Source organism: Kumtagia ephedrae (assembly GCF_003012745.1).
Classification (GTDB): Bacteria; Pseudomonadota; Alphaproteobacteria; order Rhizobiales; family Rhizobiaceae; genus Kumtagia; species Kumtagia ephedrae.
On the sequence record NZ_PXYK01000032.1, the window covers coordinates 26,657 to 48,679 of the forward strand.

Here is a 22,023-nt window from a genome sequence, read left to right on the forward strand (position 1 = left end):
GGCCACTATACGCTCACGCCAGCGTGCGTTCCACGATGTCGCTGAGATCGGCCGACAGTCCCGGCGTCGAGGCGATCAGGACCAGCGCCTGGCGCGCCAACTCCTGCCGCTTCGGCTCGAGCGAGCGCCATGAACGCAGGCCGGTCGCCAGCCGTGCGGCCACCTGCGGGTTGCGCTTCTCGATCTCCAGTATGGTTTCCGCGAACAGCGCGTAGCCGGCGCCGTCGGCGCGGTGGAAGCCGGTCTGGTTGCCGCTGAAGAAGGTACCGAACAGCGAGCGCAGCCGGTTGGGGTTGCCGAAGGAGAAGGCCGGATGGGCGGAGAGGCCGCGCACCGCCTCGACCGCCGCCGGGCCGGGCGCCGCCGCCTGGATGGCGAACCACTTGTCCATCACCAGCGCGTCGCTGGAGAAGGTCTTTTCGAACCGGGTCAGTGCCTCCAGCGCTTGCGGCGTGCCCTGATGGCGGTGCGCCAGAACGGTCAGCGCGGCGGCACGGTCGGTCATGTTGCTCGCGGCATGAAAATGCCGGGCGGCGAGATCGGCGCCGCCGGCGAGCGTCGAGCGGTAGTCGAGCAGCACGTTGCGCAGCGACCGGCGCCCGGCGCTTGCCGCGTCGGGACTGAACGGTCCGCTGTCCGCCAGGCGCTCATAGGCGGCCGCGAAGAGGTCCGCATTGACCTGGGCGATGCCGCGCAGAAGCGCCTCGCGGGCGGCAAAGATGGCATCGGGGTCGATATTGCTGCCGATCTCGCGGGCGATGTCGGCCTCGCCGGGAGGCGTCAGCGCCAGCGCCCGGAACGCCCACTCCAGACCGTCATCACCCAGGACCGCAGTGGCCAGTTCGGCGATCGCCGGCGAAAACGGCGGCGCCCGGTCGTCGCGGATGTGCCTGGAGGCGGCGATCAGCGCATCGGTCATCACCGTGTTGAAGGCCTGCCAGCGCGAGAACGGATCGCCGTCGTGGCGGGCAAGGAAGAGCTGGTCCTCGAGCCGCTGCTCGACCGACAGCGTGATCGGCGCCGAAAAGCCGCGGTTGAGCGAGATGGCCGGCCGCTCGTCGATGCCGGAGAAGGTGACCGTATGCCGGCGCTTGCGCAGGTGGATGACGCCGTCCTCCACCGCCGCGCCGTCCGCCGCCGCATAGGCAAGATCGCGCCCGTCCGACCCGACCAGGCCGAAGGCCAGCGGGATGTGCATGAGGCGCTTGCGGCTCTCGGACGGCGTCGGCGGCACCGACTGCTCGATCTGCAGGGTGAACTGCGCGGCAGCGGCGTCATGCGAGGAGGTGACGGTGACGTTGGGCGTGCCGGCCTGATGGTACCACAGCGCGAATTGGCCGAGATCTTTGCCGGCGGCGTCCTCGAACGCCTTGAGAAAATCCTCGATGGTGGCGGCCTCGCCGTCGTGCCGCTCGAAATAGAGGTCCATGCCCTTGCGGAAATCCTCGGCGCCGAGGATCGTGCGGATCATGCGCACGACTTCCGAACCCTTTTCGTAGACGGTCGCCGTGTAGAAGTTGTTGATCTCGCGATAGCGTCGCGGCCGAACCGGATGCGCCAGCGGTCCCTGGTCCTCCGGAAACTGGTGGGCGCGCAGCGTACGCACCTCGGCGATGCGCTTGACCGGGCGCGAACGCTGGTCGGCGGAGAATTCGTGGTCGCGGAAAACGGTCAGCCCCTCCTTCAGGCAGAGCTGGAACCAGTCGCGGCAAGTGATTCTGTTGCCTGTCCAATTGTGGAAATACTCATGCGCGATGATCGCCTCGATGTTGGCGAAATCGGCGTCCGTCGCGGTGTTCTCGTCGGCCAGCACGTATTTGTCGTTGAAGATGTTGAGGCCCTTGTTCTCCATCGCGCCCATGTTGAAGTCGGATACGGCGACGATGTTGAACACGTCGAGGTCGTATTCGCGGCCGAACACCCGCTCGTCCCACGTCATGGAGCGCTTGAGCGCGTCCATGGCATAGCCGGCGAGGTGCTGCTTGCCGTGCTCGACATAGATGCCGAGCGATACCTTGCGGCCCGACATGGTGGTGAAATGGTCGGCGACCACGCCGAGGTCGCCCGCCACCAGCGCGAACAGGTAGGACGGCTTCGGAAACGGATCGTGCCAGACGGCGAAATGCCGGCCGCCGCCGAGATCACCGTTCTCGGTAGGATTGCCGTTGGAGAGCAGCAGCGGCGCCTCCTGGCGCAGCGCCTCGATGCGCACGGTGTAGACGGACAGGATGTCCGGCCGGTCGAGGAAATAGGTGATGCGGCGAAAACCTTCCGCCTCGCATTGCGTGCAGTAGACGCCGTTGGAGCGGTAGAGGCCCATCAGCGCGGTATTCTGCGACGGCGCGACCTCGGTCTCGATGGCCAGCGTGAACTCCGCCTGGGCGGGCGGCGCATGGATCACCAGCTGGTCGGGCGTCGCCGCATAGGCGTCCTGCGCAAGCGGCATGCCGTCCAGTTCCAGCCGGCGCAGCACCAGCCCGTCGCCATCGAGCGTCAGCGGCGCGCCGCGCTCACTCGGATCGCGCCGGCGGATGGTGAGCGTTGCCGTGACGATGGTGCTGTCGGGGGAAAGCACGAACCGAAGCTCGGTGCGCGGGATCAGGTAGTCGCTCGGCCGGTAATCCTCAAGCCGGAAGACCTGGCCGGTATCGGTACGCATCATCGGGCATTCCTGTTGGGGGCGACGGCCAGTGCGAAACTGGCCCAACAAATCCGGGGTGTTGCTCTTTACACGAAACCGTCTCTCGACAAAACTGACGGAGCTCTTATCTCCAGAGCGTAACCCGCCACACATTTCCCGGAGCCGACATGACCGTCTTTACACCCAAGTTCGGGATGGGCGCGTCCGTGACGCGTCTGGAGGACCAGTCCTTCATCACCGGCAAGGGCCGCTATACCGACGACATCTCCAGGCCAGGCCAGCTGCATGGCTACGTGCTGCGTTCGCCGGCTGCCAAGGCCTCCTTCCGCATAATTTCGACCGAGGCGGCGCGCGCCGCGCCCGGCGTGCATCTGGTGCTGACCGGCGCCGACCTTCGCAAGCTCGGCGCGCTGAAATCCGGCGTCATGCAGCGCCAGCCCGACGGCAGCAAGGCGCCGACCCGCGACATTCCCATCCTGTGCACCGACCGGGTGAACTATGTCGGCGACGCCGTCGCCTTCGTCGTGGCCGACAGCCGGTCTCTGGCGCAGGACGCGGCCGAGCTGATCGAGATCGACTATGATTCGGAGGAGGCGGCCGGCAAGACGGCCACGGCGCTCGATCCGGAGACGCCGCTGGTCTGGCCGGAGCTCGGCTCGAACCGCGCCTTCACCTACCAGTTCGGCGAGCCGGCAAAGGTCGGGGCTGTCTTCGACAAGGCCGAGCGCGTCACGCGCATCGCCTTCTACAACAACCGGCTGGTCTGCAACTACATGGAGGCCCGTGCCGCGATCGGCGAGGTCGAGGAGGGCAGCGGCCGCCTGGTGCTCACCACCGGCTCGCAGGGCGTGCATTCGATGCGGACGATCCTGGCGAAGCAGGTGTTCGACATCGATCCCGGACAGCTTCGCGTCATCACGCCCGACGTCGGCGGCGGCTTCGGCCCTAAGAGCTTCGTCTATCGCGAATACGCGCTGGTGCTGGAATCCGCTAGGCGGCTCGGCCGGCCGGTCAAGTGGACGGGCGACCGCACCGAGCATTTTTTGACCGATGCGCAGGGCCGCGACAATGTCGTCGAGGCCGAGATGGCGATGGATGCCGAGGGCCGCTTCCTGGCGCTGCGCGTGAAGCTCACCGCAAACATCGGGGCCTACATCTCGCAGTACGGCCCGTTCATCCCCTATGTCGGCGCCACCATGTCGACCGGCGTCTACGACATCCCCGAACTTGATGTCGCCATCGCCGGCGTCTACACCAACACCTGCCCGGTCGACGCCTATCGCGGCGCCGGCCGGCCCGAGGCGGCCTTCCTGCTGGAGAAGCTGGTGGATGCCTGCGCCCGCGACCTAGGCCTGCCGCGCGAGGAGATAAGGCGGCGCAACTTCATCAGGCCCGAGCAGTTCCCCTACCGCACGGCGACGGGGCGCCTCTATGACGTCGGCGAGTTCGACGGCCACATGACGCAGTCGATGGAGCGCGCCGACTGGGCCGGCTTCGACGCCCGCGCCGAGGCGGCGCGGGCGAACGGAAAAATCCGCGGCATCGGCATGGCGACCTATATCGAGGCCTGCGCCTTCCCCGGCTCCGAGCCGGCGCATGTCCAGCTCAACGAGGAAGGCACCGTCACCCTGTTCATCGGCACCCAATCGAACGGCCAGGGACACGCCACCGCCTATGCCCAGTTCGTCTCGGAGAAGCTCGGCCTCGACATCGAAAAGGTGATCGTCCACCAGGGCGACACCGACAAGCTGGACGACGGCGGCGGCACCGGCGGCTCGCGCTCGATCCCGCTCGGCGGCGTCTCGGCGTCGCGCGCCGGCGAGGACCTCGCCGTCAAGCTGCGCAGGCTTGCGGCCGACGAGCTTGAGGCCTCGGCCTCCGACATCGAGCTCGTCGACGGCGAGGCGCGCATCGTCGGCACCGACCGGGCGATGAGCTTCGCCGCGCTTGCCAAGGCGGCGAAGCGCCCCGACGACCTGAAGGGTTTTGGCGAGTTCGTGCAGGAGGAATGCACCTATCCGAACGGCACCCATATCTGCGAGGTGGAGATCGACCCGGACACCGGCCGCACCGCGGTGGTCGCCTACACGATCGTCGACGATTTCGGCGTGACGGTGAACCCGCTGCTGCTGGCCGGCCAGGTGCATGGCGGCGTCGTCCAGGGCCTCGGCCAGGCGCTGACCGAGGATGCCGTCTATGGCGAAGACGGCCAGCTCCTGACCGCGAGCTTCATGGACTACGGCATGCCGCGTGCCGACGACGTGCCGTCCTTCCATTTCGAGACGCGCAACGTGCCCTCGACCACCAATGCGATGGGCATCAAGGGCGCCGGCGAGGCCGGCACGATCGGCGGCACGCCGGCAGTGATGAACGCCGTTACCGACGCGCTGTGGCGTGCCTATGGCATCGGCCATATCGAGATGCCGGCGACGCCGGCCAGGGTGTGGGCGGCGATCGCCGAAGCGTCTGCGCGGTGAGTCCGGGCGGCAGCGCCCACCCCGACAGGCCGCTCACCGGGATCGCCTTCAAGGTCACCTCCGTGGTGGCCTTCGTCGCCATGTCGAGCACGATCAAGGCGGCCGGCCCGTTGCCGGCCGGCGAGGTCGTGTTCTTCCGCTCGTTCTTCGCCATGCTGCCGATCATGGCCTTCCTGGCGTTGCGCGGCGACCTGGCGAAGGCTTTCCACACGGCGCGGCCGTTCAGCCATGTGGCGCGCGGCTGCGTCGGCGTCACGGCCATGGGCCTCGGCTTCTACGCGCTGGCGCGGCTGCCGCTGCCCGAGGCGATCACGCTCAACTACGCCCAGCCGCTGCTGGTCGTCGTCTTCAGCGCGATCATCCTGCGCGAGACCATCCGCGTCTATCGCTGGAGCGCCGTCGTGGTCGGCCTGCTCGGTGTCTTCATCATCGCCTGGCCGAAACTGACGCTGTTCGGCGGTGCCGGCAGCTTTGGCGGCGACGAGGCGGCGGGGGTGATCGCCGCTCTCGCCGCGGCGGGCGCGTCGGCGCTGGCGATGATCCTGGTGCGCAGCCTGGTCCACACCGAGAAGACCGGCACCATCGTTTTGTGGTTTTCGCTGTCGGCGACGGTGCTGTCGCTGGTGACCATACCGTTCGGCTGGAGCGCGCTCACCGCCGGCCAGGCCGCGCTGCTGGTCTGCGCCGGCATATGCGGCGGCATCGGCCAATTGCTGATGACCGAAGGCTATCGCCATGCCGAGGCCTCGGTGGTGGCGCCGTTCGAATACACCTCCATGATCTTCGGCATCGCCGTCGGCTACCTGCTGTTCGGCGACGTGCCGACGCTGCACATGCTGGTCGGCGGCGCCATCGTCGTCGGCGCCGGCCTGTTCATCATCCTGCGCGAGCGCCAGCTCGGCATCGAGCGGGCGAAAGCGCGCGAGGCCGCCCCGCCGCAATAGGGCGCACCTTCCCTCCCCCTCGAGGGGAGGGTGCCGAGCGAAGCGAGGCGGGTGGGGTCGCTTCGGCAGCGCTCTACGTTCTTTCTGCGTCGAGGCAGTTGAGGCCACCCCACCCGGCCGCTTCGCGGCCACCCTCCCCTCAAGGGGGAGGGAAGGCCTGCCGCATCGTCTCCGCCGTCTCCGGATCGGCAGGGAAGAACGACTCGATCGCCAGCTCCGAAAGCGTCACGTCGAGCGGCGTGCCGAACACGGTGATGGTCGAGATGAAGGACAGCACGGCGTCGCCCATGCGCAGCCGCAGCGGCACGGCGATCGGCGAGTAGTTCTGCGGGGACGGCGGCGGGCCGGTCCGCTTCGGCACGGGGTAGCCGCGCAGCTCGCGCTCCAGCTCGACGATCTCCGGGTCGGCGACGGCCTGGTTCAGCCGGTGCAGCCGCTCGACGATGTGGTCGCGCCACTCGGTGAAGTTGACGATGCGCGGCGCCACGCCTTGCGGATGCAGGCTGAGCCTGAGCACGTTGACCGGCGGCGCCAGCAGCGCCGGGTCGGCCACCTCGGCGAGGAAGGGCGCGAGGGCTGCGTTGGCGCGCACCAGGTTCCAGTGCCGGTCGACGGCGAGCGCGGGATTCGGCTCGTGGCCCTTCAGCACCATCTCGACCGCGGCCAGCGCCGGCGCCATCGCCGCCTCGTCGAGGCCGCGCTCGACGAAGCCCGGCGCATAGCCGGCGGCGAGCAGCAGCCGGTTGGTCTCGCGCAGCGGCAGGCCGAGCCGCTCGGCGATCAGCAGCACCATCTCGCGCGACGGTTTTGCGCGCCCGCTCTCCACGAAGCTCAAATGCCGCTGCGAGATCTCGGCCTCCAAGGCGAGGTCGAGCTGGCTCATGCGGCGGCGGGTGCGCCATTCGCGGATGAGCGGGCCGGGGGAGGCGAGGGCGGTACGCATGGCGAGGAGTTTAGGCGGCTGCCGGGATCAATTCCATTACCTCCGACGTAATCGCCAGGCAGCAGGGCCTCGGCCATCCTGGAAGCATCCCGGCGAAAGGCCGGTCCAACCGAAAGGATGATGCCATGACCATTTCCATCACGCCGTTCCTGCGCAACGCGCTTCTGCTGGACGCCGTCGTCTCGGGTGCCGCGGCCGTGCTGATGGCCGGTGGCTCCGCGCTGCTTTCGCCGCTTCTCGGCCTGCCCGAGCCGCTGCTGTTCTGGGCGGGCATCGCGCTCGTCCCGTTCGTGGCGCTGCTGGTCGTCCTGTCACGCCGCCCCTCGGTCCCGCGGCTGCTGCTGGTCGACGTGATCGGCATCAACGCGCTGTGGGTGGCGGCAAGCATCGGCCTGTTGTTCACCGGCTGGGTGGCGCCGACCATGCTCGGCTACGCCTTCGTCATCGCCCAGGCAGCGGCCGTCGCATTGTTCGCCGAGCTGCAGCTCGTCGCAATGCGGCGTGCGCAGGCGGTCGCGGCCTGAGCGCCGACGCCTCCCTCCCCCTTGAGGGGAGGGTGGCCGCGAAGCGGCCGGGTGGGGTACATGCGGCCGGCCGCGACGCCGAAAGAACGTAGAGCGCTGCCGCGGCGACCTCACCCGGCCGCTTCGCAACCACCCTCCCGCAAAGGGGAGGGAAGCACCGCGATCTGAATCAGCCTCTCAGGAAAGCGCCGCAAGCCGCGCCCGCACCTCGAGAAAATCCCGCCAGGCGAGCTTCTTGTGCGCGGGGTTGCGCAGCAGATAGGCCGGGTGCAGCGTCGGCATCGTCGGGATCGACATCCCCGATGCCGTGGCATGATCGCGCCAGGCGCCGCGGGTGCGCAAAATGCCATCCGTGGTGTTGAGCAGCACTTTCGCCGACGGTCCGCCCAGCGTCACCAGCACCTTGGGGTTTGCGAGCTCCACCTGCCGCTCGATGAAGGGGCGGCAGATTTCCGTCTCGTGCGGCGTCGGCGTGCGGTTTCCCGGCGGCCGCCACGGGATGACGTTGGCGATGTAGGCCGACGTCCGGTCGCGGCCGATCGCCGCCAGGATGCGGTCGAGCAACTGCCCCGAGCGGCCGACGAAGGGCAGGCCCTCCAGATCCTCGTCGCGGCCAGGCGCTTCGCCGACCAGCATCAGGTCGGCTTGCGGATTGCCGTCGGCGAACACCAGGTTCTTCGCCGTGGTCTTGAGGTTGCAGCCGTCGAAGCCGAGCATGATCTGGCGCAGTTCCTCGAGCGAGCCGGCCGAGCGGGCGAGCTCGCGCGCCAGCGCCGCCTGGGCGCCGTCGGGGACAGCGGCCGTTGCCGGCCGCGGCGCGGCAGGCGCGGGGGCCGGGGGCCTTTGCGGGATTGGTCGGTTCGCCTCGCCGCCTGCGGCCATCGGCGGAGGGGCCGGCCGCTCCGCCGGCTTCGCCGCGGTCCGCCGCGCCTTCTCCCGCTCCGTCTCGGCGAAGCGGTCGGCCGGATCGTCGAGCAACGGCTCGTCCACGCCCGCCTCGGCATAGAAGGCAAGCAGGCTCTTGAGCGTCTCGCGCTCTCCTTCGATCGACATGGACATGGCCGGACCATGCTGCGCCGGGCCGCCGAATGCAAGTCAGGTCGACGGGACGCGTGGATCCTGCACCAGGTAGAACTGGCTCCTCGGCGTGAAGTCGGTGATGAGGAAGGAGAAGCCCCCGGTCCGGCCGGGGTCGATCTTGCCGTTGCGGAACAAAAGCTTGTCGTAAGGTTCGAAGTCGCGGCTGAACTCGGCGAAACTGTCGGACGAGATCAGTTCCCTGTTCTCGCTGCGCTGGTCGAAGGAGAGACCGTCGCCGAAGACGCTCGCCTTGTGCAGGATCTCCTGAAGCTCGAACTCGAACTCGACCCAGCCATGACCGCTGCCGTTACGCGCCAGGATGCGCATGTGCAGGATGCCGTTGGCGTAGAAGGTGCCGGTGTCGAAGAACCGGATGGGACGTCTGGCGCGGATCACCAGGGTGGCCGGCGACGCCGAGACGAAGGTCTCGCGGATGACGATGGGGTCGGTGCGTGTGCCGGTTCCGGAGACGGAATCGATGACGAAGCCGCCCAGTTCGTCGGAGAAGGAATAGGCGCCGGCCAGCCATTCGAACGGCCTTTCGTCCTGGGCATAGGCGGGGAGGGCGAAGGCAAAAAGCCAGGCTGTTGCTGCGAGGGTCCGAACCAGAAGACGGACCGAACGCAGGCGCTGCACCGGGTGGCGGAAGCGGGCGGCCGACGGCATTTGCGAACTATGCCGGATAAAGAACCCGGCGAATACTGGGATTGCAATCCCTTTGCCTTGTTCACCGGAGAGGAGAGCCAGTCACCGAAGCGTCACTTTGCCGCCTTGCCTTTTCGCCGATGCGGTTTCGTCACACTCGACGATGCGCTATGGAGCCGATGACCAGCAAGCGCCGGGGATAGCGCAGCCAGTTCGGAGGATCGATGAGCGAGATCGAACGCGAAAGCATGGAGTTTGACGTCGTCATCGTCGGCGCCGGGCCGGCGGGGCTGGCGGCGGCGATCCGCCTCAAGCAGATCAATCCCGACCTTTCCGTCGTCGTGCTCGAAAAAGGCGGCGAGGTCGGCGCCCACATCCTCTCCGGCGCGGTCGTCGACCCGATCGGCATCGACCGGCTGCTGCCCGGTTGGCGCACCGAGACCGACCATCCCTTCAAGACGCCGGTGACCGACGACCAGTTTCTCGTTCTCGGGCCGGCGGGCTCGGTGCGGCTGCCCAACTTCCTGATGCCGCCGCTAATGAACAATCACGGCAACTACATCGTCTCGCTCGGCAATGTCTGCCGCTGGCTTGCCGGCCATGCCGAGGCGCTCGGCGTCGAGATCTATCCGGGCTTCGCCGCCGCCGACCTGATCTATGACGAGGCGGGCGCTGTGAAGGGCGTCATCACCGGCGACATGGGCGTCGAGCGCGACGGCTCGCACGGACCCGCCTTCGCGCCGGGCATGGCGCTGCTCGGCAAATACGTGCTGATCGGCGAGGGCGCGCGGGGCTCGCTCGCCAAGCAGCTCATCGCGAAATTCAAGCTCGACGAGGGGCGCGAGCCCGGCAAGTACGGCATCGGCCTCAAGGAGTTGTGGCAGGTGAAGCCGGAGAACCACAGGCCCGGCCTGGTGCAGCATTCCTTCGGCTGGCCGCTCGGCTTCAAGACCGGCGGCGGCTCCTTCCTCTACCACCTCGAGGACAATCTTGTAGCCGTCGGCTTCGTCGTCCACCTCAACTACAAGAATCCCTATCTCGCTCCCTTCGAGGAGTTCCAGCGCTTCAAGACGCATTCGGCCGTGCGCGGCACCTTCGAGGGCGGCAAGCGCATCGGCTATGGCGCCCGCGCCATCACCGAGGGCGGCTGGCAGTCGGTGCCGAAGCTGTCCTTCCCGGGTGGCGCGCTGATCGGCTGCGCGGCGGGTTTCGTCAACGTGCCGCGCATCAAGGGCTCGCACAATGCGGTGCTGTCCGGCATGCTGGCTGCGGACAACGTGGCGGCGGCGATCGCCGAGGGCCGCGCCAATGACGAGCTTTCGGGCTACGAGCAGGCCTGGCGCGGCAGCGACATCGGCAAGGATTTGAAGAAGGTCCGCAACGTCAAGCCGCTGTGGTCGCGCTTCGGCACGCTGGTGGGAGTCGGGCTCGGCGGTCTCGACATGTGGCTGAACACGCTGTTCGGCTTCTCGCCGTTCGGCACGCTGAAGCATGGCAAGACCGACGCCGCCTCGCTGGAACCGGCCGCGCAGCACCAGAAGATCGACTATCCCAAGCCGGACGGCGTGCTCACCTTCGACCGGCTGTCCTCGGTGTTTCTCTCCAACACCAACCACGAGGAAAACCAGCCGGTCCACCTGCAGGTGAAGGACATGGCGCTGCAGGTTCGTTCCGAGCACGACGTCTATGCCGGCCCGTCCACCCGCTACTGCCCGGCCGCCGTCTACGAGTGGGTCGACGCTGACGGCAATGCCGCGGCCGATCCGAATGCCAAGGACGTGCGCTTCGTCATCAACGCGCAGAACTGCGTCCACTGCAAGACCTGCGACATCAAGGATCCGAACCAGAACATCAACTGGGTGCCGCCGCAGGGCGGCGAGGGACCGGTCTATACCAGCTTGTGACCGGTTGCGTCGCGCGCCGGCTCCGACGTTGTTGCGCCCGGCCCGGCGGCTGCGCATAATGCCCTCTCGGCTTCGGAGAGTTCGGTGCGGCCGCTCGGTTTGGTGGTGTTGGCGATGACTTGTCTTGCGGCGGCTGACGCCGCGGCGGACGTCAAGACGCTTGTCAGGATCGAGAAATACCGGGTCAGCGGCGGCAGCGGCGAGGCGCTGATGGCGGCGATGGATCGCAACGGCCCCAGCCACGGCTTTGCCGCGCGCGCCATTGCCCAGACCCGCTATTCCGTCGCTTGGGAAATGGGCTGGAAGGTGGAGGATGGGCAGTGCCGGCTGGACGCTGCCGACGTCACCCTGTCGGTCAACTATCGCTATCCGGAGCTTGTCGGCAAGGCGTCGCCGGCCCTGCGGAAACGCTGGGCTCGCTTTCTCGCCGGCGTGCGACGGCACGAGGAGACGCACGGGCGCCTCGCCCGCCAGATGACCGTCAAGGCGCGCCGGGCGGCGCTGCGCGTGGTTGCCGACGACGACTGGTTCTGCATCCGCTGCTGCTGGAGCGCCAAGCGCGAGGTGGCGCGCGTCGTGCGGGATGTCTATGCCGACTACGAGGCGCGGCAGGAGCGGTTCGACGTCCTGGAACACCAGCCGGGCGGCCCGGTCGACCGGATGGTCGGTGCCCTGATCGGCCGCCGGCGCTAGAGCGGAACCCGATCAGGATGATCGGGATTCCGCTCTGTTTCTTGTTTTGCCGCATGATCTTTGTCCGAAAAGTCTGCAACTTGTCGGGATCATGCGCTAACCAGGATCGGCGCCTGGTAGTGCCGCGACGTCGGTGCCAGGGTCGGCCGGGCTCGACCTGAGCGAAAATTCCACCAGCACCGGCAGATGGTCCGAGCCTGTCGGCTCGAGCGTCCGGATCGAATGCATCTCGACGTCGCCCTTGGCGAAGACGTTGTCGATCGGCAGGCCGGCGAAGAACAGCGCCTTGGGCAGGTGTCGCGACAGCCAGGTCGGGCCGGGCGACTGCATCAGCGTCAGCCCGCCGGCCTCGGCGACGCGGGCGGGTGTGCGGCTCCATGGCGTCGCGTTGAGATCGCCGGCCAGGATCGCCGTCGGACCGAGCCGGCCGAACGAGGGCCACAGGCCGCCGACCTCCCAATATTGCGGGAACGGCCACGGCCAGCCGAGATGCAGGGCGGCGACGTCGACGGTCTGGCCGCCGAAATTGACGGCGGCGATGCCGAGCGCGCCGCGTCCGTCGCAGAACGGCTCGCTGCCTTCGACGAAGGGCCGACGCGACAGGATCGCCACGCCGAACAGGCCGTTCGGATAGGGGCAGAACAGGCTGTAGCGGTAGGTGGCCTCGATCAGCCGCAGCTTCTCCCTCCAGGCGGCGGTGACCTCGTCGAGCGTCAGCACGTCGGGCTGTTCACGCCCGATCAGCGACAGCACTTGCGCCGGCTCCGGATTGTTGTAGCGCAGGTTGAACTGCAGCAGCCTGTAGACGGGACGTTCCGGGTCGGCCGGGTGCAGCGCTCCGTAGCGCATGCCGATGGCGGGCAAGCTGCCCGAGGTCGTCGCCAGGGTAAGCGCCGCCGCAACAAGCGCTGTCGCACCGAACGCCCAGAGCCTGACAGCCAGCAGCGCCAGCGCGGCGATCCCAAGCAGCACGGCAAGATGCGCCCTGAAATGCGCAAAGGAATCGAGCGCGGGATGCAGCGCGTTGAAGAAGCCGGCGGCGAGCGGCACGCCGACGGCGAGCGCGGCCAGAAGGATGAGGGGACGGAGCGGCTTGAGGATGATCATCGATGCTGATCTTCAAGCCAATGCTGCCTGTGGACGCAAGAGCAAACCGTCGACGGGCGATCATGCCGCGGTGGCAAGTCGCCACCTCTGGTGAAAATCCCTCCCGATCGACAGGGGAGAGGTGGCGAGCGAAGCGAGCCGGTGAAGGACGGCCCTACTGGAACGGCGTCTCCAGAAAGCTGCGCAGCTTGCGCGAGTGCAGCCGGTCGAGCGGCATCTCGGCCAGCTTCTCGACGGCGCGGATGCCGATCGACAGGTGCTGCGAGACCTGCCGCTTGTAGAATTCGCTGGCCATGCCCGGCAATTTCAGCTCGCCATGCAGCGGCTTGTCGGAGACGCAGAGCAGCGTGCCGTACGGCACGCGGAAGCGAAAACCGTTGGCGGCGATGGTGGCCGATTCCATGTCGAGCGCGATCGCCCGCGACTGCGAAAGCCGCCGCACCGGTCCGCGCTGCTCGCGCAGTTCCCAGTTGCGGTTGTCGATGGTCGCCACCGTGCCGGTGCGCATGATGCGCTTGAGGTCGTAGCCTTCCAGCCCGGTGACCTCGGCCACGGCCTCCTGCAGCGCCACCTGGATCTCGGCCAGCGCCGGAATGGGTACCCAAACCGGCAGGTCGGCGTCGAGCACGTGGTCCTCGCGCACATAGGCATGCGCCAGCACGTAGTCGCCCAGCGCCTGGGTGTTGCGCAGGCCGGCGCAGTGGCCGAGCATCAGCCAGGCGTGCGGCCGCAGCACGGCGACGTGGTCGGTGATGGTCTTGGCGTTGGACGGGCCGACGCCGATGTTGATCATGGTGATGCCGGCATGCCCCGGTCTCTTCAGATGGTAGGCCGGCATCTGCGGCGTGCGCGGCGGCAGCGCGCCGGAGACGGGCGCGGTGGCGCCCGCCGGGGTCAGAAGATTGCCCGGCTCGACGAATTCGGAATAGCCGCCTCCGCCCTTGGCCATGAGGTCGCGGGCGTAGATGCAGAACTCGTCGATGTAGAACTGGTAGTTGGTGAACAGCACGAAGTTCTGGAAATGGTCGGGCGTGGTCGCCGTATAGTGCGGCAGCCGGTGCAGCGAATAGTCGATGCGCTGCGCGGTGAACGGCGCCAGCGGCCGCGGCTCCCCGGGGATCGGCTCGTAGGTGCCGTTGGCGATCAGGTCGTCGGTGCCGTCGAGGTCCGGTACGTCGAAGAAGTCGCGGATCGGCCGGCGCAGCCGCTCGGCGACCGAGCCGTCGACATGCGTGCCTTCGAGGAAGGCGAAATGCAGCGGGATCGGCGTATCCGATTCCGACACCACCACCGGCACGCCGTGGTTCTTCATGATGAGCTGCAATTGCTCGACGAGATAGGTCTCGAACAGGTCGGGCCGGGTGATCGTGGTGGTGAAGTGGCCGGGCACCGACATGTGCCCGTAGGCCTGGCGGGAATCGACCTGGGAATAGGAGAGGGTGGTGACGCCCACCTCCGGATAATAGGCGCGGTAGCGGCCCTTCAGGTCCTTGTCGCTGCCGATGCCGGCGAAGGAGGAGCGCAGGAATTCCGTATTGCGGGCATAAAGGCGCTTCAGCGCCTCGACCGCCTTGGTGGCGTCGGTGAAGGTCTGCCGGACAAAGGGCTCCGGCGAGACGATGGTCTGGGCAGGTTCGGGATAGATTCGCTTTTCCATGAGCCATTATAGAGGGCAAACATGACAACCGGGAGAGGGCTGGAGCGGCCGATCGATTGAGGCAGAGGCTCCCGCGAGTTGGAAATGCCTCGCGGCCGTGTCCGGCCTCCTTGCGGCTTAGCCCCGCTGCAGGCTGACCAGCAGGACGAAGCCGGCGCCCATCTTCTTGGCCTGCGGCGCCTCGATCTGCAGGCTGCGGTCGCCGCCGACGGCCGGGACGGCGAGAACCGGCGCGGCGAGCAGCAGGCTGACGAGCGCGGCGCGAGCCATCAGCGGCACGATCTTCAGCGTCTTGGCGGCGAGGCGGAGCATGTCTTTGCCCTCAGTCGTGGAGACTACGTCTTGTTTGTAACGGGACTATGCCGGTCCGGCGCTGAACCCGTCCTGAGAGCGCCGTTCATTCGGCGTTCAGCTTTTTTCATCGAAGCACAGCCGCCCAGCGCCTTGCGTGGGGGCTTTCGCCGCCTAAGTCTTCGGCAGCGCAAACCGGGAGACTTTTCGCATGACCACGCAGACGCAGCCGATCGAGCTCCACTACTGGCCGACGCCGAACGGCTGGAAGATTTCCATCATGCTGGAGGAGCTCGGCGTCCCCTACACGGTGAAATACGTGAACATCGGCAAGGGGGAGCAGTTCGAGCCGGCCTTCCTCAAGATCGCGCCCAACAACCGGATGCCGGCGATCGTCGATCCGGAAGGGCCTTCTTCAGGCGGAAAATGGGGCGGCGAGCCCATCTCGGTGTTCGAGTCCGGCGCCATCCTGCAATATCTCGGCCGGAAGTTTGGACAATTCTATCCCGCCGACGAGCGCCAGCGCACCGAGGTCGACCAGTGGCTGTTCTGGCAGATGGGCGGGCTCGGGCCGATGGCCGGCCAGGCCCATCATTTCCGCCAGTATGCGCCGGAAAAGATCGACTATTCGATCAACCGCTACACCAACGAGGTAAACCGCCTCTACGGCGTCATGAACAAGCGGCTGGCCGACCGCGATTTCCTGGCCGGCGCCTATTCGATCGCCGACATGGCCTGCATCGGCTGGGTCAGGCCCTACAAGAACCAGGGCCAGGATCTGGAGGAATTCCCCAACCTCAAGCGCTGGTTCGAGACCCTGCTGGCGCGCCCCGCCGTCGAGCGCGGCCTGGCCGTCGGCGAGGAGCACCGCCGCAACATCGCCGACGACAAGGAAGCGCAGAAGGTGCTGTTCGGGCAGCGGGCGAGAGCGTGAAATGGAGCGAATAGCGATCGAAGGAGCGAATAGCGAATAGGGAGTAGCGAATAGGGTTTGGCTTGCGCGAGCCCCCCACAGTCGCAACCTGTTTTCTATTCGCTATTCGCTATTCGCTATTCGCTATTCGCTATTCGCTATTCCCTATTGCTTCGTCCACGTCTGGCTGCGGCAGATCAGGCCCCCGAGCACGCAGCCGCGCATCTTCATGCTGCCGCCGGTCAGCGTCGCCTTGCCGGAATAGGTCTTGTCGGTGGCGGGATCGGTGATGGTGCCGGAATACTGGCCGCCGCCCTGCGCCGACACCTTGCCGATGCCCTTGCCCTTGTGCTTGCCGGTCTTCAGCGTGATGCAGTAGCCGCCGCCACAATCGCCGATCGCCGCGGTCTCGCCGCTCTGGGTGCGCCAGTTGCCCTCGATCGGGTCGGCATAGGCTGTCCCGGCCGTCAGCATCATGGCCGCGAAGATCATCGTCGTCCTGCGAAACATTTCCGTCCTCCCATCGATCCGGCGTGGTTTCACGTTCCGGCATCTTACGAAAACGTAAGCTAATCGAAGTCCGGTCCGGCGGAAAGCCGGTGCCGCTGCGGCAGATCGCCGTAATTTTTTCGACGCCTCACGCCCTCGGCACCGGCCGCGAAGCGCATTCGTGGTGAAGGAAGCGTTGACGGCGGCAGCGTAAATTTTCGGAGAATTTTCACGGCACCGCCCAGTCTGCAAGGGATACGATCCTTAATGAATTCCGAGGTTTACCGCTTGTTTGGGTTTTGTTTGCCGCCGGTTAACGACGCCGCTTAACGCCGGTTTCAAGCCTCCCCGGCATCCTTCGAACCATCGAACGAGCGAACCGGACGGGACAGCCGGGCTCTCGGGACAAGGGACAGGGACAGGCAAATGGCACGCTTTGAGATATTCGACGTCGACAGCGGAACCCTCGGCGCTTCGGCCCAGGCAGACGTACTGTGCGAGCTCGGGCTGATGTATGCGACCGGCCGCGACTGCGCGGTCGACACGATTGCTGCGCACAAGTGGTTCAACATCGCCGCGATCAAGGGCTCGGTCCGCGCCGCGGAACTGCGCTCCGAGCTTTCGGCCGGCATGTCGAAGCAGGAGATCGCGCTGGCGCTGCGCCAGGCGCGCGAGTGGATGACGACCCACTGACAGGGAATTCCCGCCGCGGCAAACGCGCTCCAACGCGTTCGCGGCAGGCTCGGATACGATCCGGAGGCGGAAAACCGTCCCGGGCGACGGTATCCGATCGACCGCCAGCGCGGCGGCAGACCGCGCGGCACGACAGGCGAGGCATGGCGAGAGCTTGCCCCGATGCCGCGACCGGTTCCTCCGCCGGTCGCGGCATCGCGCTTTTCCGGGCAGGCTCATGGACCAGTTGCCGGGCCGTCGCTGGCGCTGACGTTGCGTCGCCCCATCATGGCATCCCAGCCACCTGACAAGGGGACGCCGCTCGACTATCCTGCGGCGACAAAAGGGAGGAGTTTTCCATGAAAAGACTGAAACATCTCTTCGGCGCGGCCGCGCTCAGCCTTGTTCTCGCCGGCCCCGCCTTCGCCCAGGACATCTCGATCGCCGTGGTCGGCCCGATGACGGGCCAGCTCGCCAACATCGGCGACCAGTTCAAGCAGGGCGCCCAGGCGGCCGCGGCGGCGATCAACGAGAAGGGCGGCGTCGGCGGCCGCAAGATCAACATCGTCATCGAGGACGACGTGTGCGACCCCAAGCAGGCGGTGTCGGTGGCCAACCGCATCGTCGCCGAGGGCATCAAGTTCGTCGACGGCCATGCCTGCTCGGGATCGAGCATCCCGGCTTCCGCCGTCTATGCCGAAAGCGGCGTGCTGATGATGAGCCCCGCCTCGTCCAATCCGGAGCTGACCGACGCGGCGGCCGAGAAGGGTTGGCCGACGATCATGCGTCTCTATACCCGCGACGACGCGCAGGGCGCCTTCATCGGCCCGTGGATCGCCGAGAGATTCAAGGGCAAGAACGTCGTCGTGCTGCACGACAAGAGCGCCTACGGGCAGGGCGTCGCCGACGCGGTGCGAGAGACCATGAACACGGCCGGCCTGAAGGAAATCCTCTACGAGGGCCTCAACGCCGGCGAGAAGGACTATTCGGCGCTGGTCACCAAGTTGAAGGAGCTGAAGGCGGACGTCGTCTACTTCGGCGGCTATCACCCGGAGGCCGGCCTGATGCTGCGCCAGTCGGCCGAGCAGGGCTTCAAGTTCCAGCTGATCATGCCGGATTCGATCGCCTCGCCGGAATTCTGGCAGATCGCCGGCCCGGCCGGCGAAGGCACCATGTTCGTCTTCCCGTCCGACCCGCAGGCGAAGCCGGAGGCCAAGGAGGCAGTGGAGAAGATCAAGGCCGGCGGCTTCGTGCCGGAAGGGTTTACGCTGTTCTCCTACGCGGTGGTCCAGGCGATCGCGCAGGGCGTCGAACGCGCCGGCAGCGACGATCCGATGAAGGTCGCCGAGGCGCTGAAGAACGGCGAGCCGATCAGCACGGTGGTCGGCGAGGTCACCTTCGACGAGAAGGGCGACCTGAAGAACGCCAGCTACGACATCAACCAGTGGCACGACGGCAAATACGCGCCGATCGCCCAGTAGGTTTGCGGTCTCAGGCAGCCGGCGGCCGGGCTTCGTCCCGGCCGTTTGCTTTTATGACGGTGCGTCCTTCGAAGCTCGCCCTGGAGGACGGCCGCTCGCTGCTCGCTCACTCCGCGAACCTGACCAGCACCGCACCCTCAGACACCTGCGCCCCCTCGACCGCGATCTCGGCGATCTCGCCGTCATGCGCGGCGGCGATGGTGTGCTCCATCTTCATGGCCTCCAGGACGAGCAGCGGCTGCCCCTTCTTGACCGCATCGCCCGCCGCCGCGCGCACCACCTTGACCAGGCCCGGCATCGGCGCCCGCATCGACCCCGCCGCCTCCGCGTCGTCGCTGCGCTCAAGCGGATCGGCGACGATGAAGTCGTAGCCTACGGCGCCGCGGAACACGGTGACGTGGCCGGGCCAACGCACCACGCGCCTCTCCCCCCTCGAGGGGGAGATGTCGGCGAAGCCGACAGAGGGGGTCGGTACGGCCGTGCTCGACCCCGCTTTCCCCGCAGGTTGCACGGTGGCGTCGCGCACGGCCGGGACGACCCCACCCCCGGCCTTCGGCCGGACCCTCCCCTCGAGGGGGAGGGAGGGCGCAGCACCTTCGATCGCCACCTTGACCGTACCGCCTTCGACCGCGATCCGCGCGAGAATCTCCTCCTGCCCGTAGCGCAGCGTCGTCCGCCACGGCGCGGCATGGAAATGGGCATAGCCGGCCAGCACCGACCAAGGATCGGCCGACGGAGCCCGCTCGTCGAGACCTGACGCGGCAAGCGCCGCGTCGGCGACGACCGTTTCGTCCGGCGGCGGACGCTGCGTCAGCGCCTCCTGCTTGCGGCCGATCAGGCCGGTATCGACGTCGCCGGCGGCGAAGTCGGCATCGGCGGCGAGCGCCGCAAGGAAGGCGAGGTTGGTGACCGAGCCGGCGACCTCCGTCGCCTCCAAAGCTGTGGCCAGCGCGGCCAGCGCGCCGGGGCGGTCCGGCCCATGCGCGACCAGTTTCGCGATCATCGGGTCGTAATAGGGCGAGATCGCGTCGCCCGCTCCGACACCGGTCTCGACACGCAGGGCGGTGCCCGCTGCCGTGGCGTCGGGAAAGCTCAGGTGATGCAGCGTGCCGGTGGCCGGCAGAAAACCTTTTGCGGCGTCCTCGGCATAGAGCCGCGCCTCGAAGGCGTGGCCGGACAGTTTTATCTCGTCCTGCGCCCTGGGCAGCGGCTCGCCGGACGCCACCCGCAACTGCCATTCGACCAGATCGATGCCGGTGACCATCTCGGTGACCGGGTGTTCGACCTGCAGGCGTGTGTTCATTTCCATGAACCAGAAGCGGTCGGGCCGCAGCCCTTCGGAGGCGTCGACGATGAACTCGATCGTGCCGGCACCGGAATATCTGATCGCCTTGGCCGCCTTCACCGCGGCGTCGGTCATGGCGGCGCGCATCGCCTCGGTCATGCCGGGGGCAGGCGCCTCCTCGATCACCTTCTGGTGGCGGCGCTGCGCCGAGCAGTCGCGCTCGTAAAGGTGGACCGCGTTGCCGAGATTGTCGCCGAACACCTGCACCTCGATGTGGCGCGGCTTCTCGACATATTTCTCGATCAGCACATGGTCGTCGCCGAAGGCGGATTTCGCCTCCCGCCTGGCGCCGGCCAGCGCATCGGCGAAATCGTCGGGGTCGTCGACGCGGCGCATGCCCTTGCCGCCGCCGCCGGCGCGCGCCTTGATCAGCACGGGATAGCCGATCTCGCGCGCCTTGGTGGCAAGCAGCACCAGCGCCTGGGTGTCGCCGTGGTAACCCGGCACCACCGGAACGCCGGCCTTCTCCATCAGTGTCTTGGCGGCGTCCTTGAGGCCCATGGCGCGGATCGCCTTGGCCGACGGGCCGATGAAGACCAGGCCGGCCGCCGTCACCTTGTCGACGAAATCCGGATTCTCCGAGAGGAAGCCGTAGCCGGGATGGATCGCCTCGGCGCCGGTCTCGAGCGCCGCCTGGATGATCCGGTCCGCCCGGAGATAGCTCTCTCCGACCGGGGAGGGACCGATATGCACCGCCTCGTCGGCGAGGCCGACATGCAGCGCCCGCCGGTCGGCGTCGGAATAGACGGCCACCGTCCGCACGCCCATGCGCCGTGCCGTGCGCATGACGCGGACGGCGATCTCGCCGCGGTTGGCGATCAGGATTTTTTGGAACATCGATCCTCCGGAAGCGTCAAGGCGCATGGTGCTGCGCTTTGACGCGAACCGCAATGGCGGATTGACGCACCGTCATCGCCTGCCATGCGGTTGACAGTTCATACAAACGCTGAAATCTCCACACCGCCTCCCCATATGGAGGCGGATGCATTCGCAAGAGGAGAAGGTGCGATGAAATTGTCCCGCTGGCCGCGGTTGGCCGTGTTGTTCGCAGGCCTGTCGCTGGCGCTGTCCGTGGTCGCGGTGGATTACGCCGAAGCGCGCCGCGGCGGCAGCTTCGGCAGCCGGGGCACGCGCACTTTCCAGTCGGCGCCGCCGACCCGTACGGCACCGCAGCCGGCAGCCCCGGTCGAGCGCACCATGACCCCCAATCCGGGCCCGTCCACCACCAACAGCGCCGCGCGCCAGCCGCAGGCCGGGCCTCTGCGGCCGGGCTTCATGAACGGGTTCGGCGGCACGATGATGCGCGGCCTGCTGATCGGTGGCCTGATCGGCCTGCTGCTCGGCCAGGGTTTCGGCGGCCTGGCCGGCATGCTCGGCCTCATCCTGCAGGTGCTGCTGATCGGCGGCCTGGTCATGCTGGCGCTGCGTTTCTTCCGCTCGCGGCAACAGCCGGCGCTGGCCGGCGCCGGGGCGCCGATGGGTTACGCCCGCGACGAGACGCCGCGCGAGGCAGGCGGCACCGGCGGCGGCTTCCGCATTCCGAGCATCGGCTCGGGGTCTGCCGCGCCGGCTGCGCCCGTCAGCGAGGACATTTCGCTCGACCAGCGCGACCTCGACACCTTCCAGCACTTGCTGGCCGAAGTGCAGGGGGCGTTCGCCGCCGAGGACCATGCGGCGCTGCGCCGCCTCGTCACCCCTGAGATGGTGTCGTTCCTCTCCGAGGAACTCGCCGACAACGCGCAGAACGGCGTCCGCAACGAGGTCACGGACGTGCACCTGCTGCAGGCCGATGTCGCCGAAAGCTGGCGCGAGGACGGCCGCGACTACGCCACCGCCGCGTTCCGCTACGAATCCCGCGACGTGATGCGCGACCGTGCCAGCGGCGAGATCGTGTCCGGCGACCCCGACGAGATCACCGAGACGACGGAACTCTGGACCTTCGTGCGCCAGAGCGGCGGCGACTGGAAGCTTTCCGCCATCCAGGAGGCGTGAGAAGGCGGGCTTTCTTCTCCCCCTCGGCGGGCAGGGTTTTACCCCCACCCCTAACCCCTTCCCACAAGAGGGAGGGGGACCGGCTGACCTTTCCGCCGAGCACTAATCGTCGACGGTTTTGCGTTGCATGGCGGCCGCAAAGTCCCCCTCCCCCTTGTGGGGAGGGGCTAGGGGTGGGGGTGCCTGTTAGTGCAAGCCGCTCCTCATCCGGCCCTTCGGCCACCT

Annotated in this window: 18 protein-coding genes; 9 read left to right on the plus strand and 9 right to left on the minus strand. The window is 67.5% G+C overall.

Features of this window, described 5'->3' with window-relative positions; all coding sequences use genetic code 11:
- Window positions 1–13: 13 nt before the first annotated feature.
- Window positions 14–2,659, minus strand: coding sequence for an aminopeptidase N (gene pepN / locus C7I84_RS25010; protein WP_106774984.1), 2,646 nt, complete (start codon window positions 2,657–2,659; stop codon window positions 14–16).
- Window positions 2,660–2,808: 149 nt separating this feature from the next.
- Here pepN and C7I84_RS30735 point away from each other — a divergent pair, with 149 nt between their 5' ends.
- Both C7I84_RS30735 and C7I84_RS25020 read left to right on the plus strand, forming a co-directional pair.
- Window positions 2,809–5,118: a xanthine dehydrogenase family protein molybdopterin-binding subunit gene (locus C7I84_RS30735; protein ID WP_106774943.1), complete on the plus strand. Its 2,310-nt coding sequence runs from the start codon at window positions 2,809–2,811 to the stop codon at window positions 5,116–5,118.
- Complete coding sequence (locus C7I84_RS25020) at window positions 5,115–6,062, plus strand: DMT family transporter (RefSeq protein ID WP_245428601.1); 948 nt, start codon at window positions 5,115–5,117, stop codon at window positions 6,060–6,062. Before C7I84_RS30735 ends, C7I84_RS25020 begins: the two co-directional genes overlap by 4 nt.
- 139 nt (window positions 6,063–6,201) lie before the next feature.
- Here the strand turns inward: C7I84_RS25020 and C7I84_RS25025 are convergent, their stop codons facing one another.
- A complete protein-coding gene (locus C7I84_RS25025) occupies window positions 6,202–7,005 on the minus strand; it encodes a helix-turn-helix domain-containing protein (protein WP_106774945.1) in 804 nt (267 codons plus the stop codon).
- Window positions 7,006–7,130: 125 nt separating this feature from the next.
- Here C7I84_RS25025 and C7I84_RS25030 point away from each other — a divergent pair, with 125 nt between their 5' ends.
- On the plus strand, window positions 7,131–7,529 hold the full coding sequence (locus tag C7I84_RS25030) for a hypothetical protein (RefSeq protein WP_106774946.1): 399 nt from the start codon (window positions 7,131–7,133) through the stop codon (window positions 7,527–7,529).
- A 177-nt stretch (window positions 7,530–7,706) separates the two neighbouring features.
- On the opposite strand, the gene C7I84_RS25035 is transcribed toward C7I84_RS25030, so the two are convergent.
- Complete coding sequence (locus tag C7I84_RS25035; protein WP_106774947.1) at window positions 7,707–8,588, minus strand: uracil-DNA glycosylase; 882 nt, start codon at window positions 8,586–8,588, stop codon at window positions 7,707–7,709.
- Window positions 8,589–8,624: 36 nt separating this feature from the next.
- A complete protein-coding gene (locus C7I84_RS25040; protein WP_245428603.1) occupies window positions 8,625–9,275 on the minus strand; it encodes a hypothetical protein in 651 nt (216 codons plus the stop codon).
- A gap of 203 nt (window positions 9,276–9,478) precedes the next feature.
- Here C7I84_RS25040 and C7I84_RS25045 point away from each other — a divergent pair, with 203 nt between their 5' ends.
- Both C7I84_RS25045 and C7I84_RS25050 read left to right on the plus strand, forming a co-directional pair.
- A complete protein-coding gene (locus C7I84_RS25045; RefSeq protein ID WP_106774948.1) occupies window positions 9,479–11,158 on the plus strand; it encodes an electron transfer flavoprotein-ubiquinone oxidoreductase in 1,680 nt (559 codons plus the stop codon).
- 84 nt (window positions 11,159–11,242) lie between these two features.
- Window positions 11,243–11,851, plus strand: a complete 609-nt coding sequence (locus C7I84_RS25050) for a DUF922 domain-containing protein (protein ID WP_133170154.1) — start codon at window positions 11,243–11,245, stop codon at window positions 11,849–11,851.
- Between the two features lie 96 nt (window positions 11,852–11,947).
- Here C7I84_RS25050 and C7I84_RS25055 read toward each other — a convergent pair whose 3' ends face one another.
- The 3 genes from C7I84_RS25055 to C7I84_RS25065 all read right to left on the minus strand — a co-directional run bounded on the left by C7I84_RS25055 (window position 11,948) and on the right by C7I84_RS25065 (window position 14,927).
- Window positions 11,948–12,958 (minus strand): endonuclease/exonuclease/phosphatase family protein, encoded by a 1,011-nt coding sequence (locus C7I84_RS25055; protein WP_106774950.1) that lies wholly within the window; start codon window positions 12,956–12,958, stop codon window positions 11,948–11,950.
- 154 nt (window positions 12,959–13,112) lie between these two features.
- Window positions 13,113–14,615, minus strand: a complete 1,503-nt coding sequence (locus C7I84_RS25060) for an AMP nucleosidase (protein ID WP_106774951.1) — start codon at window positions 14,613–14,615, stop codon at window positions 13,113–13,115.
- Window positions 14,616–14,732: 117 nt separating this feature from the next.
- Window positions 14,733–14,927 carry a hypothetical protein gene (locus tag C7I84_RS25065; RefSeq protein WP_106774952.1) on the minus strand — a complete coding sequence of 65 codons (195 nt, stop codon included), beginning with the start codon at window positions 14,925–14,927 and terminating at the stop codon, window positions 14,733–14,735.
- Between the two features lie 190 nt (window positions 14,928–15,117).
- On the opposite strand from C7I84_RS25065, the gene C7I84_RS25070 reads away from it, so the two are divergent.
- Window positions 15,118–15,840: a glutathione S-transferase family protein gene (locus C7I84_RS25070; protein WP_106774953.1), complete on the plus strand. Its 723-nt coding sequence runs from the start codon at window positions 15,118–15,120 to the stop codon at window positions 15,838–15,840.
- Window positions 15,841–15,984: 144 nt separating this feature from the next.
- Here C7I84_RS25070 and C7I84_RS25075 read toward each other — a convergent pair whose 3' ends face one another.
- Window positions 15,985–16,329, minus strand: coding sequence for a DUF2147 domain-containing protein (locus C7I84_RS25075; protein ID WP_106774954.1), 345 nt, complete (start codon window positions 16,327–16,329; stop codon window positions 15,985–15,987).
- Between the two features lie 405 nt (window positions 16,330–16,734).
- On the opposite strand from C7I84_RS25075, the gene C7I84_RS25080 reads away from it, so the two are divergent.
- Both C7I84_RS25080 and C7I84_RS25085 read left to right on the plus strand, forming a co-directional pair.
- Window positions 16,735–17,001, plus strand: a complete 267-nt coding sequence (locus C7I84_RS25080) for a sel1 repeat family protein (RefSeq protein WP_106774955.1) — start codon at window positions 16,735–16,737, stop codon at window positions 16,999–17,001.
- 338 nt (window positions 17,002–17,339) lie between these two features.
- Entirely contained in the window at window positions 17,340–18,461 is a 1,122-nt protein-coding gene (locus C7I84_RS25085) for an ABC transporter substrate-binding protein (protein WP_106774956.1), read from the plus strand.
- A gap of 106 nt (window positions 18,462–18,567) precedes the next feature.
- Here C7I84_RS25085 and C7I84_RS25090 read toward each other — a convergent pair whose 3' ends face one another.
- Window positions 18,568–20,643 (minus strand): acetyl/propionyl/methylcrotonyl-CoA carboxylase subunit alpha, encoded by a 2,076-nt coding sequence (locus tag C7I84_RS25090; RefSeq protein ID WP_106774957.1) that lies wholly within the window; start codon window positions 20,641–20,643, stop codon window positions 18,568–18,570.
- A 171-nt stretch (window positions 20,644–20,814) separates the two neighbouring features.
- On the opposite strand from C7I84_RS25090, the gene C7I84_RS25095 reads away from it, so the two are divergent.
- Window positions 20,815–21,798 (plus strand): Tim44 domain-containing protein, encoded by a 984-nt coding sequence (locus C7I84_RS25095; protein ID WP_106774958.1) that lies wholly within the window; start codon window positions 20,815–20,817, stop codon window positions 21,796–21,798.
- The last annotated feature ends 225 nt before the right edge of the window (window positions 21,799–22,023 follow it).